This is a genomic window from Pseudomonas sp. V88_4, from assembly GCF_029967985.1.
In the GTDB taxonomy this organism is placed as follows: domain Bacteria; phylum Pseudomonadota; class Gammaproteobacteria; order Pseudomonadales; family Pseudomonadaceae; genus Aquipseudomonas; species Aquipseudomonas glycinae.
The window spans coordinates 1-12,946 of sequence record NZ_JASCAF010000003.1; the positions used below are offsets into that span (position 1 = coordinate 1).

At 60.3% G+C, this 12,946-nt stretch carries 15 protein-coding genes and 1 pseudogene; 7 read left to right on the forward strand and 9 right to left on the reverse strand.

The window, feature by feature from the left end:
- A pseudogene (locus tag QLG12_RS05475) lies at positions 1–743 on the forward strand (hypothetical protein); the annotation flags it as partial.
- Between the two features lie 196 nt (positions 744–939).
- On the opposite strand, the gene QLG12_RS05480 reads toward QLG12_RS05475, so the two are convergent.
- The gene (locus QLG12_RS05480; RefSeq protein ID WP_197869226.1) at positions 940–1,935 is read right to left on the reverse strand and encodes an AraC family transcriptional regulator; all 996 of its coding nucleotides are present in this window, start codon (positions 1,933–1,935) and stop codon (positions 940–942) included.
- 353 nt (positions 1,936–2,288) lie between these two features.
- Between QLG12_RS05480 and QLG12_RS05485 the strand changes: the two genes are divergently transcribed.
- Positions 2,289–3,623, forward strand: coding sequence for a dicarboxylate/amino acid:cation symporter (locus QLG12_RS05485; protein ID WP_007957758.1), 1,335 nt, complete (start codon positions 2,289–2,291; stop codon positions 3,621–3,623).
- A 145-nt stretch (positions 3,624–3,768) separates the two neighbouring features.
- Complete coding sequence (locus tag QLG12_RS05490) at positions 3,769–4,950, forward strand: CaiB/BaiF CoA-transferase family protein (protein WP_197869225.1); 1,182 nt, start codon at positions 3,769–3,771, stop codon at positions 4,948–4,950.
- Positions 4,951–5,084: 134 nt separating this feature from the next.
- On the opposite strand, the gene QLG12_RS05495 is transcribed toward QLG12_RS05490, so the two are convergent.
- Complete coding sequence (locus QLG12_RS05495) at positions 5,085–5,579, reverse strand: SprT family zinc-dependent metalloprotease (RefSeq protein ID WP_007957760.1); 495 nt, start codon at positions 5,577–5,579, stop codon at positions 5,085–5,087.
- 158 nt (positions 5,580–5,737) lie between these two features.
- A complete protein-coding gene (locus tag QLG12_RS05500; protein ID WP_007957761.1) occupies positions 5,738–6,340 on the reverse strand; it encodes a Yip1 family protein in 603 nt (200 codons plus the stop codon).
- A 289-nt stretch (positions 6,341–6,629) separates the two neighbouring features.
- Between QLG12_RS05500 and ttcA the strand changes: the two genes are divergently transcribed.
- A complete protein-coding gene (gene ttcA / locus QLG12_RS05505) occupies positions 6,630–7,454 on the forward strand; it encodes a tRNA 2-thiocytidine(32) synthetase TtcA (protein ID WP_011335493.1) in 825 nt (274 codons plus the stop codon).
- A 68-nt stretch (positions 7,455–7,522) separates the two neighbouring features.
- Positions 7,523–8,197 (forward strand): DNA-3-methyladenine glycosylase I, encoded by a 675-nt coding sequence (locus QLG12_RS05510; protein WP_197869224.1) that lies wholly within the window; start codon positions 7,523–7,525, stop codon positions 8,195–8,197.
- Between the two features lie 79 nt (positions 8,198–8,276).
- Here the strand turns inward: QLG12_RS05510 and QLG12_RS05515 are convergent, their stop codons facing one another.
- Genes QLG12_RS05515 through arsC form a run of 3 tightly spaced genes read right to left on the reverse strand, consistent with a single transcriptional unit; the run spans position 8,277 to position 9,650 of the window.
- Entirely contained in the window at positions 8,277–8,702 is a 426-nt protein-coding gene (locus QLG12_RS05515) for a DUF2069 domain-containing protein (RefSeq protein WP_011335491.1), read from the reverse strand.
- Between the two features lies 1 nt (position 8,703).
- Complete coding sequence (wrbA, locus tag QLG12_RS05520) at positions 8,704–9,300, reverse strand: NAD(P)H:quinone oxidoreductase (RefSeq protein WP_011335490.1); 597 nt, start codon at positions 9,298–9,300, stop codon at positions 8,704–8,706.
- On the reverse strand, positions 9,297–9,650 hold the full coding sequence (gene arsC / locus QLG12_RS05525) for an arsenate reductase (glutaredoxin) (protein ID WP_197869223.1): 354 nt from the start codon (positions 9,648–9,650) through the stop codon (positions 9,297–9,299). Before arsC ends, wrbA begins: the two co-directional genes overlap by 4 nt.
- Before the next feature lie 114 nt (positions 9,651–9,764).
- Here arsC and QLG12_RS05530 point away from each other — a divergent pair, with 114 nt between their 5' ends.
- The gene (locus QLG12_RS05530; RefSeq protein ID WP_197869222.1) at positions 9,765–10,232 is read left to right on the forward strand and encodes a TlpA disulfide reductase family protein; all 468 of its coding nucleotides are present in this window, start codon (positions 9,765–9,767) and stop codon (positions 10,230–10,232) included.
- A gap of 271 nt (positions 10,233–10,503) precedes the next feature.
- Here the strand turns inward: QLG12_RS05530 and QLG12_RS05535 are convergent, their stop codons facing one another.
- Together QLG12_RS05535 and QLG12_RS05540 are read right to left on the reverse strand one after the other, a co-directional pair.
- Positions 10,504–10,908 (reverse strand): META domain-containing protein, encoded by a 405-nt coding sequence (locus QLG12_RS05535; protein WP_007957769.1) that lies wholly within the window; start codon positions 10,906–10,908, stop codon positions 10,504–10,506.
- Positions 10,908–11,342, reverse strand: a complete 435-nt coding sequence (locus QLG12_RS05540; RefSeq protein ID WP_197869221.1) for a hypothetical protein — start codon at positions 11,340–11,342, stop codon at positions 10,908–10,910. The genes QLG12_RS05535 and QLG12_RS05540 overlap by 1 nt, the downstream gene beginning before the upstream one ends.
- A gap of 133 nt (positions 11,343–11,475) precedes the next feature.
- On the opposite strand from QLG12_RS05540, the gene QLG12_RS05545 reads away from it, so the two are divergent.
- On the forward strand, positions 11,476–11,916 hold the full coding sequence (locus tag QLG12_RS05545; protein ID WP_197869220.1) for a hypothetical protein: 441 nt from the start codon (positions 11,476–11,478) through the stop codon (positions 11,914–11,916).
- 10 nt (positions 11,917–11,926) lie between these two features.
- On the opposite strand, the gene QLG12_RS05550 is transcribed toward QLG12_RS05545, so the two are convergent.
- Positions 11,927–12,916: a 2-hydroxyacid dehydrogenase gene (locus QLG12_RS05550; RefSeq protein WP_236194810.1), complete on the reverse strand. Its 990-nt coding sequence runs from the start codon at positions 12,914–12,916 to the stop codon at positions 11,927–11,929.
- Between the last annotated feature and the right edge of the window lie 30 nt (positions 12,917–12,946).

The following is a 12,946-nucleotide window of genomic DNA, read 5'->3' on the forward strand; positions in this document are numbered from 1 at the left end:
CCGTCGTTGTGCCGACCATCGACAAGGTGAACGAAAACACCGCCATCGGTGCGCTCGTTGCGAACGCAGGATTCGCCACGGCGACCACGCTGGTGATCAGCGGCAAGCTGAGTCCTGGCCAGCAGGGTGAGTTGTGGGATGGCAGCGGTGCGAGTGCAAAGTCGTTGGGCACGGTGACGGCTGATGCGAAGGGCGACTATTCGAAAACCGTCACGGCCGCGCTGGGTGCGCATCGATTTGTCGTCGAGTCGCTGTATCACTCGAGTCAGACGTATTCAAAAGAGTACACACTGACTGTTGTTACCCTGGTCTCTGGTCAAGAAAACTTTGAATCTGAATCTCTTCAACTATTTAAATTGAATAGGAAGGTTTCTTTCAGAAGCGGAATGCAGTTTGTTTGGCTGTCTGGATATGGGACGAGTCCATATCTTTTTTTACCAGTTCAAGATCTTTACAGCCATTGGGGTCGTGTGGCTTTGGCGTTGTTTGGCAGAAATGAATATCGATTTGAGCTTCCTGGGGCAATCAAAACAATAAAATTTGCTTACTATGCGCCGTTGGGAGGCTCGATTACTTTTTACGACGCCATTGGTGTCATTGAAACAAAACAAGCTCCCAAGACATATGTTGAAGTTCCTTTTATCTATACGGCGATCGCGGGACGTTTTATCACGCACTTTGATATTGTTAGTCCTATGGATTCAGGGGGGGATTTCTTTATAGATAATATTTATTGGTCTTAGGTGTAAAGAAATGGGGACGCATGTATTTTCCACGGAAACAGATCTCAGGACATCAGGGCATTATGTCGATGTTTTAGGGGTTCGATGACTACTTGATGATCAGCGAACAATCGGAAACGGTCCTCGCGGCCGTTTTCGTTTCCGACAGACGAATAATCAACGCTTGGAGCTTTGGCCCATCGGCTTGTATTGATACTCACGCCTGCGCCCGATAAGCCCCCGGCGTTAGCCCCGTCCACTTCTTGAACGCCCGATGAAAAGCCGACGGCTCGGAGAAACCGAGTTGTTCGGCGATCTGTTGCAACGACAGATCCGCGCGCCCTAGGTGATAAATCGCGATGTCCCGGCGCAACTGATCCTTCAATTCCTGAAAACTGGTGCCTTCTTCGCGCAAATGCCGGCGCAGGGTTTGCGGGCTGATGTGCAGGTGCGCGGCCACCGCTTCGAGGTCCGGCCAGCGTGCGCTGTCGTGGCTGAGCAAGCGCCGTAGCCGACTGCTCAGGCTGTTGCCGTCGTCCGGGCGGGACAGCAAATCGGCGGGGGAGCGTTCGAGGAAATGCTTGAGGGTGCGTTCGTCCTGCAACAGCGGCATGTGCAGATAGCGACTGTGAAACACCAGGCTGCTTTGCGTTGCGGAAAATTCCAGCGGGCATGAAAACAGCAGATCGTATTCCGCCCCGTGCGCCGGTTTCGGGTAGCTGAAACTGGCCTGTTCCAGCCGAATCCGCTGGCCGATCAGCCAGCTGCCGAGGCGATGCCAGATCACTAGCAGGCTCTCGCTGAGAAAGTGATCCGGGTCCCACAATTGCGCATCGTCGAGGCTCAGGCGCACCCATTCGTCTTCATGGGTCAGGGTCAGGCGCGGGGCTTCGGGGAATAGGCTATAAAACAATAAGCCGCGTTGCAGAGCCTTCTCCAGGCTGCGGCAATGAATGATGGCGTGGCACATCATGGCGAAGCTGCCGGGCTTGCTCGGTGCGTTGCCAAAACCCAGGTATTCGTCGTCCAGGGCCAGCCACAGGTTCTGGATCAGTTGGGTGAATTGCTCCGGGGCGATCCGTGCGCGCGGCTCGTCGAGCAGTTCGGGGCTGATGCCCAGTTGCTGCAGCAGGTCCGAATAGTCGTAACCTGAGCGCCGCGCGCCACCGAGGGCGGCGCGGGCAAAATGACTGGCGATGGTGCGTTCGCGCATAAGCGGCAGATCCTTCCTCTGGCGACCGATGTTAGCGGTTGCCTTTAATCGGTAACAAGGCGGATTTCCGCCAAATTGTAGGACGAGGTCGGGCGAGTTGGCGGAAATCCGCCACACTTGAGTAACCGAACGGTGACACGGAAAAGCCCGCATCCCCTGATATCAAAAGGCTTGCAGCGATTTGCACCAAAGTGGCACGCCGTTTGCGATAAGAGCGACAGAAGCGTGCGCCGAGCCGGTCCGGAACAGCGCCGTTCGACACAACAAATCCCTCCAGTGCAGGAGGGTTCGCAATTCAGGTGTCGCGTTCAACAGATGGATGTTGCCGCGCGGGACTCTTGAGGAACTTTGCAATGACGACTCGTCAGCCACTGTACAAATCCCTGTATTTCCAGGTGATCGTCGCAATCTGTATCGGTATTGCGCTCGGCCACTACTACCCGCAGTTCGGCGTGGCCGTAAAGCCGCTGGGTGACGGGTTCATCAAACTGATCAAAATGATCATCGCCCCGATCATCTTCTGCACCGTGGTCAGCGGTATCGCCGGCATGCAGAACATGAAATCGGTCGGCAAGACCGGCGGTTACGCACTTCTGTACTTTGAAATCGTTTCGACCATCGCCCTGCTGGTCGGCCTGATCGTGGTCAACATCGTGCAACCGGGCAACGGCATGCACATCGACGTCAGCACCCTCGACGCCTCGAAAGTCGCGACCTATGTTGCTCAAGGCGCAGACCAGAGCGTTGTCGGCTTCCTGCTCAACGTGATCCCGACCACCATCGTCGGCGCGTTCGCCACCGGTGACATCCTGCAAGTGCTGATGTTCTCGGTGATCTTCGGTTTCGCCCTGCACCGCCTGGGTGCCTACGGCAAGCCGATCCTGGACTTCATCGATCGCTTCGCCCACGTGATGTTCAACATCATCAACATGATCATGAAGCTCGCGCCAATCGGTGCCTTCGGTGCGATGGCGTTCACCATCGGTGCCTACGGTGTCGGCTCGCTGGTGCAGCTGGGTCAACTGATGATCTGCTTCTACATCACTTGCCTGGCGTTCATCCTGATCGTGCTCGGCGGTATCGCTCGCATGCACGGTTTCAGTGTGCTGAAGATGATCCGTTACATCCGTGAAGAGCTGCTGATCGTACTGGGTACTTCCTCTTCGGAATCGGTACTGCCACGCATGCTGATCAAGATGGAGCGTCTGGGCGCGAAGAAATCGGTGGTGGGTCTGGTGATCCCGACCGGCTACTCGTTCAACCTCGACGGCACCGCAATCTACCTGACCATGGCGGCCGTGTTCATCGCTCAGGCGACCGACACCCACATGGACATCACTCACCAGATCACCCTGCTGGTGGTGTTGCTGCTGTCCTCCAAAGGCGCAGCCGGTGTGACCGGTTCGGGCTTCATCGTGCTGGCGGCCACCCTGTCGGCGGTAGGTCACCTGCCGGTGGCCGGTCTGGCGCTGATCCTGGGTATCGACCGCTTCATGTCCGAAGCCCGCGCCCTGACCAACCTGGTCGGCAACGCCGTTGCCACCATCGTTGTGGCCAAGTGGGTCAAGGAGCTGGACACCGACGTGCTGGACGCCGAGCTGGCCTCGGGCGGTCGCGGTATCGCCGATACCCGTCCTGAAGATGACCTGGGCGTGGCCGAAGGCCCGACCCCGAGCAATGTGAAGTAAGCATCGCTTGAATGGAAAAACCCGCCTCGGCGGGTTTTTTCTTGCCTGCTGTTTGAGCGCAACGGTCAGCGCAACTGATGCATCCGGTAATTGCCCCATCGCCGAGGGCTGCCTAGGCTGCATGCATCGTTGATGGAGATTGCCCATGTCTGCACCGTTGGCCTCACTGAAGATTCTGGATTTCTCGACCCTGCTGCCGGGGCCGTTCGCCTCGCTGCTGCTGGCGGATATGGGCGCCGAAGTGCTGCGCATCGAGTCGCCGACCCGTCTCGATCTGGTGCGGGTGTTGCCGCCTCACGATCAAGGCGTCTCGGCCAGTCATGCCTATCTCAATCGCAACAAGCGCAGCCTGGCGCTGGACCTCAAGCAGCCCGAGGCGCTGGAGCTGGTCAAGCAGTTGCTGGCGGACTACGACATCGTGCTGGAGCAATTCCGACCCGGAGTGATGGAGCGGCTGGGGCTGGGTTACGAGGCGCTGAAGGCGATCAATCCGAAGCTGATTTATGTGTCGATCACCGGATACGGCCAGACCGGGCCGTACAAGGACCGCGCCGGCCACGACATCAACTACCTGGCGCTGGCCGGGCTCTCCAGCTACACCGGTCGCGCCGACAACGGGCCGTTGCCGTTGGGCATGCAGGTAGCGGATGTGGCGGGCGGCTCGCTGCACGGGGTGATCGGCCTGTTGGCAGCGGTGATTTCCCGTCAGCAGACCGGGCAGGGCACGCATCTGGACGTGAGCATGACTGACTGCGCGTTCAGCCTGAACGCCATGGCCGGCGCCGGGTATCTGGCCTGCGGCGAGGAGCCGGGCTGGGAAGATCAGATGCTCAATGGCGGCAGCTTCTACGATTACTACCGCTCCCGCGACGGGCGCTGGATGTCGGTGGGCAGTCTGGAGCCGGCCTTCATGCAGCAACTGTGTGCGGCGCTGGGCCGGCCGGAACTGGCGGCGCAGGGTTTATCGCCCAAACCCGAGCAGCAGCGGGCGCTCAAGGACGCCTTGAAGGTCGAGTTCGAGAAGCATGACTTTGCCGAACTGTGCGAGCTGTTCGCCGGGATCGATGCCTGTGTCGAGCCGGTGTTGAACCTGGGCGAGGCGGTGCAGCATCCGCAATTGCAGGCGCGGGAACTGGTGACGCAGGTGCCGCGTGGAGATGGCTCGGTGCAGGCGCAGATCGCGTGTCCGCTGAAGTTTTCCGAGGCGTTACCGGCACCGCGGCATGTCGGGGCGGCGCTGGGGCAGCATACGGATCAGGTATTGGGGGAATTGGGCTTCAGTTCTTCGAAAATTGAAGAGCTGCGGCGGGCCAAGGTCATTCTTTAGTGTTTGTACCGGCCTCATCGCTGGCAAGCCAGCTCCCACAGGATTTCTGTTGGAACACCATGATGTGGCCGACACTGAAACCTGTGGGAGCTGGCTTGCCAGCGATGGGGCCAATCAGGCCAACATAAATCTGCCTATTCCACCCGCATTTCACCACTGAACACCAATGTGTTGCGGCAGCGCCGGCACAGATAACGCCGCCCCTGCCGGACCAGACTATGGCGCTGCGCCGAAAACGGAAAATCGCTATCCGCACACGGGCATTTATAGATGTAGCGGGTCACGCTACGCCGTTTGACTTCATAGGTATGGCAGCGATCCGGCGGCAATTCATAGACGCCGCGCATGATCAGTTGCCACTCCTCGCCGTGGGGCTGGATGCGGTCGCCGAACAGTTGATGGGCGATCAGGTGCGCGACTTCGTGGGCCACGGTCTGCTTGAGGAAATGTTCAGTGTTTTCCCGGTACAGCTGCGGATTGAAGCGCAGCAGGTTCTCGTGCAGATGCGCGACCCCGGCTTTTTGCCCGCGCAGCTTGAGGCTCACCACGGGGCGTTTGAAGGGACGTTTGAAAAAGGATTCAGCGAGTTGGAAACAGTCTTCGACGCGGGTATTGAGTTGCTCGGGCATGCTTGATGGATCTCCAGAGATTTGGAGTATGCCGCAACCTTTCGGCGTTGCGTATCGCCAAACTGCCGAATGGTCGCGACGTTTATTCCAGGCATGAGAAGGCCGCCTTGCGGCGGCCTGTGTTGGCGGATCTTGTTCTTCTCGAGACGAACCGGTCGCTAATTGGTGTAGACGGGCCCCACGCCCAGTCCCCAGACAATCACGGTAAACGCCATGATGGCGACCAGCACCACCAGACCCACCGCCAGCACCGAGCTGGAAAACAGGAAACCCTCGTCGGACGGAATGTTCATGAAGGTCGGCAGCCCCACATACAACAGATACACGGTGTAGCAGATGGCCGCCGTGCCGACGATCATCCCCAGCCACATGTGCGGATAAAGCGCCGCCAGCCCGCCGACGAACAACGGTGTCGCGGTGTAGGTGGCAAATGCCACGCAACGGGCCAGGCTCGGGTTGGCGTCATAAGTGCGGGCCATCCAGTGCACGAAGGCACCCATGACCGCGACCCCGCCGAGCATCGCCAGGTAAGACATGATCGTCATCCACAACGCGCTTTCGACGGTGAGCATCACCGGTGCGCGGTTGCCGATCACCCAGCCGACCTGAGTCGTGCCGATAAATGCCGAAACAGCGGGGATCGCCGCCAGAATCAGCGTGTGCGTCAGGTACATGTGGCTGATGCTTTCTTCCTGGTCGCCACGGATTTCCTTCCATTCCTGATCGGGGTGGGTAAAAAGTCCCACTACGTGATGGATCATGCCAGTCACTCCTCTCGTTATTGCCATCGCCCCCCAGCGGAGCGCCTACGGGCCAATGCGGCCGAGCAAATACAGGTCTTCAGATTGTGTGCGACCTTATGTCGCAGTATAGAAAGGTCTTAACCGCACAGGTGGTAGGGGCTTAGAGCAAATCGCGCTGTAAACCTTCGGGGTAATCGCGTCGGGGTCTGTGCAAACGGGCATTTGAGGGGGCGACAACCTGTGGCCACAAGCCAAGTGTTTTTGCGTAAAATGCCCGCCTTTCGTCACACCTCACGGATTTCGCGTCATGGGCACTCTTACGGTCAACCAGAACAAACTGCAAAAGCGCCTGCGCCGCCTGGCCGGCGAAGCCGTCACCGACTTCAACATGATCGAAGACGGCGACAAGGTCATGGTCTGCCTGTCCGGGGGCAAGGACAGCTACACCATGCTCGACGTGCTGATGCACCTGCAGAAGGTTGCACCGATCAAGTTCGAGATCGTCGCCGTGAACATGGACCAGAAGCAGCCGGGTTTCCCCGAGCACGTGCTGCCGGCCTACCTGAAAGAGCTGGGCATCGAGTACCACATCGTTGAGAAGGACACCTACTCGGTGGTCAAGGAGCTGATCCCGGAAGGCAAGACCACCTGCTCGCTGTGCTCGCGCCTGCGTCGCGGCACGCTGTACACCTTCGCTGACGAAATCGGCGCGACCAAAATGGCCCTCGGTCATCATCGCGACGACATCGTCGAGACGTTCTTCCTCAACATGTTCTTCAACGGCAGCCTCAAGGCCATGCCGCCGAAGCTGCGCGCCGATGACGGGCGCAACGTGGTGATCCGTCCGCTGGCCTACTGCAACGAGAAAGACATCCAGGCCTACTCGGACTTCAAGCAATTCCCGATCATTCCGTGCAACCTCTGCGGTTCCCAGGAAAACCTGCAACGCCAGGTGGTCAAGGAAATGCTCCAGGACTGGGAACGCAAGACCCCGGGCCGCACCGAAAGCATCTTCCGCAGCCTGCAGAACGTGATCCCGTCGCAACTGGCTGACCGTAACCTGTTTGACTTCACCAGCCTGAAGATCGACGAGACGGCGGCTTCGCGTTTCGTCAATGTGGTGAACCTGTAAGTGATCTGATCGCTCGAAAGAAACGGCGCTCGCGGGCGCCGTTTTCAATTCATTTTTTAGGAGAGGGCATGCGCGACTACAAGTGGCTGCACGAATACTGTCTGAACCGCTTCGGTTCGGCGGCTGAACTGGAAGCCCATCTGCCCGTTCCCAAGACCCCGGCGCAACTGCGCAAGATCAGCGACGACCGTTATCTCTCGACCATGGCCCTGCGGGTATTTCGTGCCGGGCTCAAGCACAGTCTGGTGGACGCCAAGTGGCCGGCCTTCGAAGAAGTGTTCTTCAAATTCGACCCGGAAAAGGTCGTGCTCATGAGCGCCGAACACCTTGAGCGATTGATGCAGGATGCGCGGATCATCCGTCACCTGGGCAAACTCAAAAGCGTGCCGCGCAATGCGCAGTTCATTCTGGACGTCGAGAAAGAGAAGGGCAGCTTCGGCGCGTTGCTGGCCGACTGGCCGGTGACCGACATCGTCGGTTTGTGGACCTATCTGAAAAAGCACGGTCATCAATTGGGCGGCTTGTCGGCGCCACGGTTCTTGCGGATGGTCGGCAAGGATACGTTTGTGCCGAGCTACGACGTGGTCGCGGCGTTGAATGCACAGAAGATCGTCGACAAGGTGCCGACCAGTCTGCGGGATCTGGCGACGGTGCAGAATGCGTTCAACCAGTGGCATGAAGAAAGCGGTGGTCGGCCGATGAGCCAGATCTCGATGATGCTGGCGTACACCGTCAATCATTGAGCTCAGAGTGATCGTTCCCACTCTGCGTGGGAACGATCCCGAAACCTGTGGGAGCTGGCTTGCCAGCGATAGCGGTCTGTCAGGCGACGGAGACTTCGCCTTCGCCCGCCAGTTTGCGATTCAGCTGATACCGCCACCGCACATACAGCAGCGCCGAGCAGAACACCGCCAGGCTGGCAATCATCTCCAGCACGCCAAACAGCTGCCGGCTCGGGTCATACGCCGCCAGCGCGCCCTTGATGAAATACAGATTCACCACAAAGCACATCCACGAATGCCCGCGTGCGCTACCCATGATCATGCCCGGTGCGAGCACGATCCACGGGATCAGCTCGATCAGCAGAATCACCCACGGCCGCGCGCCGTGCAGGTCGGCGAACACCAGGTAATACGCGGCGAGCAGTCCGGCAAGGCCGAAAAAGCACAGCAGACTGATCACCCGCATCGCCCGCACTCGTGGTTCCAGCCATTCGACGGCGGGCAGGACTTTCGGCTTTCTGGCCATCTCAGTTCCCCAGTTTCCGGGCCGTATTGGCCAGGCGTGCACCAAGAGCGCGGCACAGCGCCACTTCGTGCTGATCGAGGCCGCTTTTGCCGTCTGCCCCGGCGTGATGGCTGGCGCCGTACGGCGTGCCGCCACCCTGAGTTTCCAGCAGCGCCGATTCGCTGTAGGGCAGGCCGGTGATCAGCATGCCGTGGTGCAGCAGCGGCAGCATCATCGACAGCAGGGTGGTTTCCTGACCGCCGTGCAGGCTGGCGGTGGAGGTGAACACCCCGGCCGGTTTGCCGACCAGCGCGCCGGTCAGCCACAGGTTGCTGGTTCCATCGAGGAAGTACTTGAGCGGCGCGGCCATGTTGCCGAAACGGGTCGGGCTGCCGAGGGCCAGGCCGGCGCAATTCTTCAGGTCATCCAAAGTGGCGTACAGCGCGCCTTCATCCGGAATGTCCGGTGCCACGGCTTCGCACTCGGTGGAGATCGCCGGCACGGTGCGCAGGCGCGCTTCGAGGCCGGCCTGCTCGACGCCACGGGCAATCTGCCGGGCCATCTCGTTGGTCGAACCGCTGCGGCTGTAATACAGAACCAGAATGTACGGCGCACTCACGGCAGCAGCTCCAGGACCTGCTCCGGTGGACGGCCGATGACGGCTTTGTCGCCGGCTTCGAGAATCGGTCGCTCCATCAACTTCGGATGCGCCGCGATCGCTTCGATCAATTGTTTCTCGGTGAGACTGGCATCGGCCAGATTCAAGGTCTTGTACTCGTCTTCGCCGGTGCGCAGCAGTTGCCGGGCGCTGATGCCCAGCTTGCCGAGCAAGGCCTTGATCTGCGCGGCGTCCAGCGGGGTTTCGAGGTAGCGCACCACGTTTGGCGTCAGGCCACGGGCTTCGAGCAGTTCGAGCGCACCGCGGGATTTCGAGCAGCGCGGGTTGTGATAAAGCGTCAGATCGGTCATGGGCGGGTCGCTTCTTGCGTAGAGTGGCGGCTATTCTAACTGTGCAGCGCGCAATCCAGAACCTTGGGAGGCGATGGGTCGCAGGCGCATTCAATTTTTCACAAGGAACACGACATGACACGGGCACTGGCAGCGGCATTGACGATCATCGGGGCGTTGATGCTGGGGGGCTGCGGTAACGACTACGGCATCGATCAGAACGGACAGAAAGTGGCGTCCGAGCGCCTCGACAAACAATGGGTCGTGCTCAACTACTGGGCCGAATGGTGCGGCCCGTGCCGCACGGAAATCCCGGAACTCAATCACCTGGCCGAAGAACTCAAGGGCAAGAAAATCGGTGTGTTCGGGGTCAACTTCGACAACGTGCAGGGGGAAGAGCTGAAGAGCGCCAGCGAAAAACTGGGCATCAAGTTCACCGTGCTGGCGCAGGATCCGGCGGAACTGTTCGAACTGCCGCGCAGTGAAGCCTTGCCGGTGACTTACATCATCGACAACAAGGGCAAAGTGAGGGAACAGCTGATGGGCGAGCAGACGGCGGCGGGGGTGATGGCGAAGCTTGAGGCATTGCAGGCGACCAAGTAGGCCGCCTCGAAGAACAGGCCTCATCGGAACGCCGCCCGCCCAGCCCTCCCGAAACGTCGGACCGCCCGGAGGGAGAGGGAGCCGACCGAGTTGTCTGGCGTTATACGTCGACCTGAAAGAACCAGTCGATTATGGATTCGGCGAAGCCAAATCAAATCAATTTTGGATTCGCCAAGGCCGGGTCAGGTCGGTGTATTTCTGGAATATCCCCCAATCAGTCCCCTCTCCCAGTGGGAGAGGGTTAGGGTGAGGGGCTTGGCGATCTAAAAGATCAACCCTCTTCCAGCCACCAGCGCAACGGCTTGCCTTCAGCCGGCCAGAAGCGCATCTGCTCGATCGGCGAGATGTCCCAGCGCTCCACATGCTCCAGGGCCTGGAGGAAGCGTTGCTCCTGCTCCATCAGCGCCGGTGCGCAGAGTTTGCGGGTCTTGCCGATCTTGCCGAAGCTCAGCTTGTCGCCTTCCAGGGTGTACGGCGCGAACCAGTGGTTGCAGCCGCCATTGCCATAGGCCCGGCCATCATCGCCGAGGGTCACGGTCAGGTGGCTGTAGTCCATCAGCGGACGCTCGCCGATCCATTCCAGAATGTAGCTGCGGTTTTGTTGCAGTTGCACAGGCTCCGCGGCGCAACCCATCAGGCCGGCGCCGACAGCGGCGGTCAGGGCCAGGTGTTTCATCACGCCGGCTCCTGGCATTTCGGGCACAGATGTTTGTCGCCGATGGCTTTCCAGCCCAGCTCCGCAATACGTGCCGTGGCGGCCGGTTTTTCCGCAGGCTTGCCGAGCTTGGCGTCCACGGCGAATTCGAAGCTCAGCTCCTTGGCGCAGCTATCGCAGTTGACCTGCCAGGTGTGGATCGCCAGTTCACCGAACACCGGACCGGTGGTCATTGCGGTCCATTGACCCGGCGGATTGATCAGGTGGCGGACGGTGTCGACGGTCAGGCGCATGGACAAATCCTTGCTGCCTTTAAGGGTCACGACGAGCACGTCGCCAATGCGGATCGAGCCACCGTTGCCGGTAACCTGATAGCGGCCCGGAACCAGGGCGCGGCATTCGGTGAGGGTGTGTTGCGGGTTCATCAGGGTGTAGCGGAAATCGTGTTCGACCATGGGTCCTCCAAATATGCGCGACATGCTAGCACGGGCTTGATTGCAGAATGATGCGCGCGTGCGACCTTCGATCCGGTTCAAATCGACACCGCAGTCGTGGCAAACTGCCGCCTTCATTTTCAAGGAACGGAACATGGCGCTGATCGAATGTTATGAATGCAAGCGGAGCATCAGCTCCGAAGCCACGGCGTGCATTCATTGCGGAGCCCCGCTGGCAGAGGCGCAGGCGCCTCAAGCCGAAAAGGGCACGTCGACAATTTCCTTCGGTAGCCTGCCGCGCAACAAGGCAGTGCCCGAGGCCTACGTTCCGCCGCCGGCCCCCGAGCGGCCGAAGATCATGCCCGCCGCTGCGGGGCGACGCCGTCGTTCGCAGCCTGTCGAGCCGGTGCTGAACCCGGACGGCTCGCGCCCGGTGGAAGGCTGGCTGAAGATCATGGCGTTTCTGATGCCGCTGGTGTTTGTCTGGTTCCTGCTGCGCAGCGGGCACTCCCTCAAACAACGTTTGCTGGGGTTCGGCTGGCTGGCGCTGTTGATCCTGTGCGTGGCGATTACGCCGACGCCGCCTCCGGTCTGAGTCCGTTCGTTCAGCCTTCGACCTGGTTCTGCGGCGTGCCCGCCGCCCAGGTCGCAATGTTGTGCAGGGTGGTCGCGGCAATCGCGCCCAGCGCCTCATGGGTCAGGAACGCCTGATGCGCGGTGACGATCACATTGGGGAACGTCAGTAGCCGCGCCAGCACGTCGTCCTGTAGCGGCAGGTCGGAACGGTCTTCGAAGAACAGCTGCGCCTCCTCTTCATACACATCCAGTCCCAGATAACCGAGCTGGCCGTCCTTCAGGGCGTCGATCAGCGCCGGCGTGTCCACCAGACCGCCACGCCCGGTGTTGATCAGCATCGCCCCCGGTTGCATGTGCGCCAGCGAATCGCGGTTGATCAGGTGTCTGCTCTGTTCGTTGAGCGGGCAGTGCAGGCTGATGATCCGTGCTTGCGACAGCAGGTCCGGCAGGCTCAGGTAGCGGGCGCCCAACGCTTCGACGGCGGGATTCGGGTAAGGGTCGTAGGCCAGCAGTTCGCAGCCGAAGCCGTGCATGATTTTGGCGAAGGTCGCGCCGATCTGCCCGGTGCCGACGACGCCGACCGTTTTGCCCACCAGATCGAAACCGGTGAGCCCGTGCAGGCTGAAATCACCTTCGCGGGTACGGTTGTAGGCACGGTGCAGGCGTCGGTTGAGGGCGAGGATCAACGCAACCGCGTGCTCGGCCACCGCATGGGGCGAGTAGGCCGGTACCCGCACGACGGCCAGCCCGAGGCGTTTGGCGACGGCCAGGTCTACATGGTTGTAACCCGCCGAACGCAGGGCGATCAGGCGTGTCCCGCCGGCCACCAGACGTTCGAGCACCGGGGCGCTGAGGTCATCGTTGATAAATGCGCAAACCACTTCGTGATGCTCGGCCAGCGCTGCGGTATCCAGACTGAGCCGGGCCGGCTGGAAGTGCAGTTCGATTCCGGCCGGGCAGTCGGCGGCGAGGAAACTGTCGCGGTCGTAGGTCTGGCTACTGAAAACGATCGTGCGCATGAAATCCTCCTGGAGCATCGACGCGGGCGC

Coding starts and splice junctions, on each gene's coding strand:
- QLG12_RS05480 (WP_197869226.1), bottom strand. CDS start 1,935: ATGCGCGAACGCACCATCGCCAGTCATTTTGCCCGCGCCGCCCTCGGT.
- QLG12_RS05495 (WP_007957760.1), bottom strand. CDS start 5,579: ATGCCCGAGCAACTCAATACCCGCGTCGAAGACTGTTTCCAACTCGCT.
- QLG12_RS05490 (WP_197869225.1), top strand. CDS start 3,769: ATGTCTGCACCGTTGGCCTCACTGAAGATTCTGGATTTCTCGACCCTG.
- QLG12_RS05515 (WP_011335491.1), bottom strand. CDS start 8,702: ATGGCCAGAAAGCCGAAAGTCCTGCCCGCCGTCGAATGGCTGGAACCA.
- QLG12_RS05550 (WP_236194810.1), bottom strand. CDS start 12,916: ATGCGCACGATCGTTTTCAGTAGCCAGACCTACGACCGCGACAGTTTC.
- QLG12_RS05510 (WP_197869224.1), top strand. CDS start 7,523: ATGCGCGACTACAAGTGGCTGCACGAATACTGTCTGAACCGCTTCGGT.
- QLG12_RS05530 (WP_197869222.1), top strand. CDS start 9,765: ATGACACGGGCACTGGCAGCGGCATTGACGATCATCGGGGCGTTGATG.
- QLG12_RS05545 (WP_197869220.1), top strand. CDS start 11,476: ATGGCGCTGATCGAATGTTATGAATGCAAGCGGAGCATCAGCTCCGAA.
- QLG12_RS05540 (WP_197869221.1), bottom strand. CDS start 11,342: ATGGTCGAACACGATTTCCGCTACACCCTGATGAACCCGCAACACACC.
- QLG12_RS05535 (WP_007957769.1), bottom strand. CDS start 10,908: ATGAAACACCTGGCCCTGACCGCCGCTGTCGGCGCCGGCCTGATGGGT.
- arsC (WP_197869223.1), bottom strand. CDS start 9,650: ATGACCGATCTGACGCTTTATCACAACCCGCGCTGCTCGAAATCCCGC.
- QLG12_RS05500 (WP_007957761.1), bottom strand. CDS start 6,340: ATGATCCATCACGTAGTGGGACTTTTTACCCACCCCGATCAGGAATGG.
- QLG12_RS05485 (WP_007957758.1), top strand. CDS start 2,289: ATGACGACTCGTCAGCCACTGTACAAATCCCTGTATTTCCAGGTGATC.
- ttcA (WP_011335493.1), top strand. CDS start 6,630: ATGGGCACTCTTACGGTCAACCAGAACAAACTGCAAAAGCGCCTGCGC.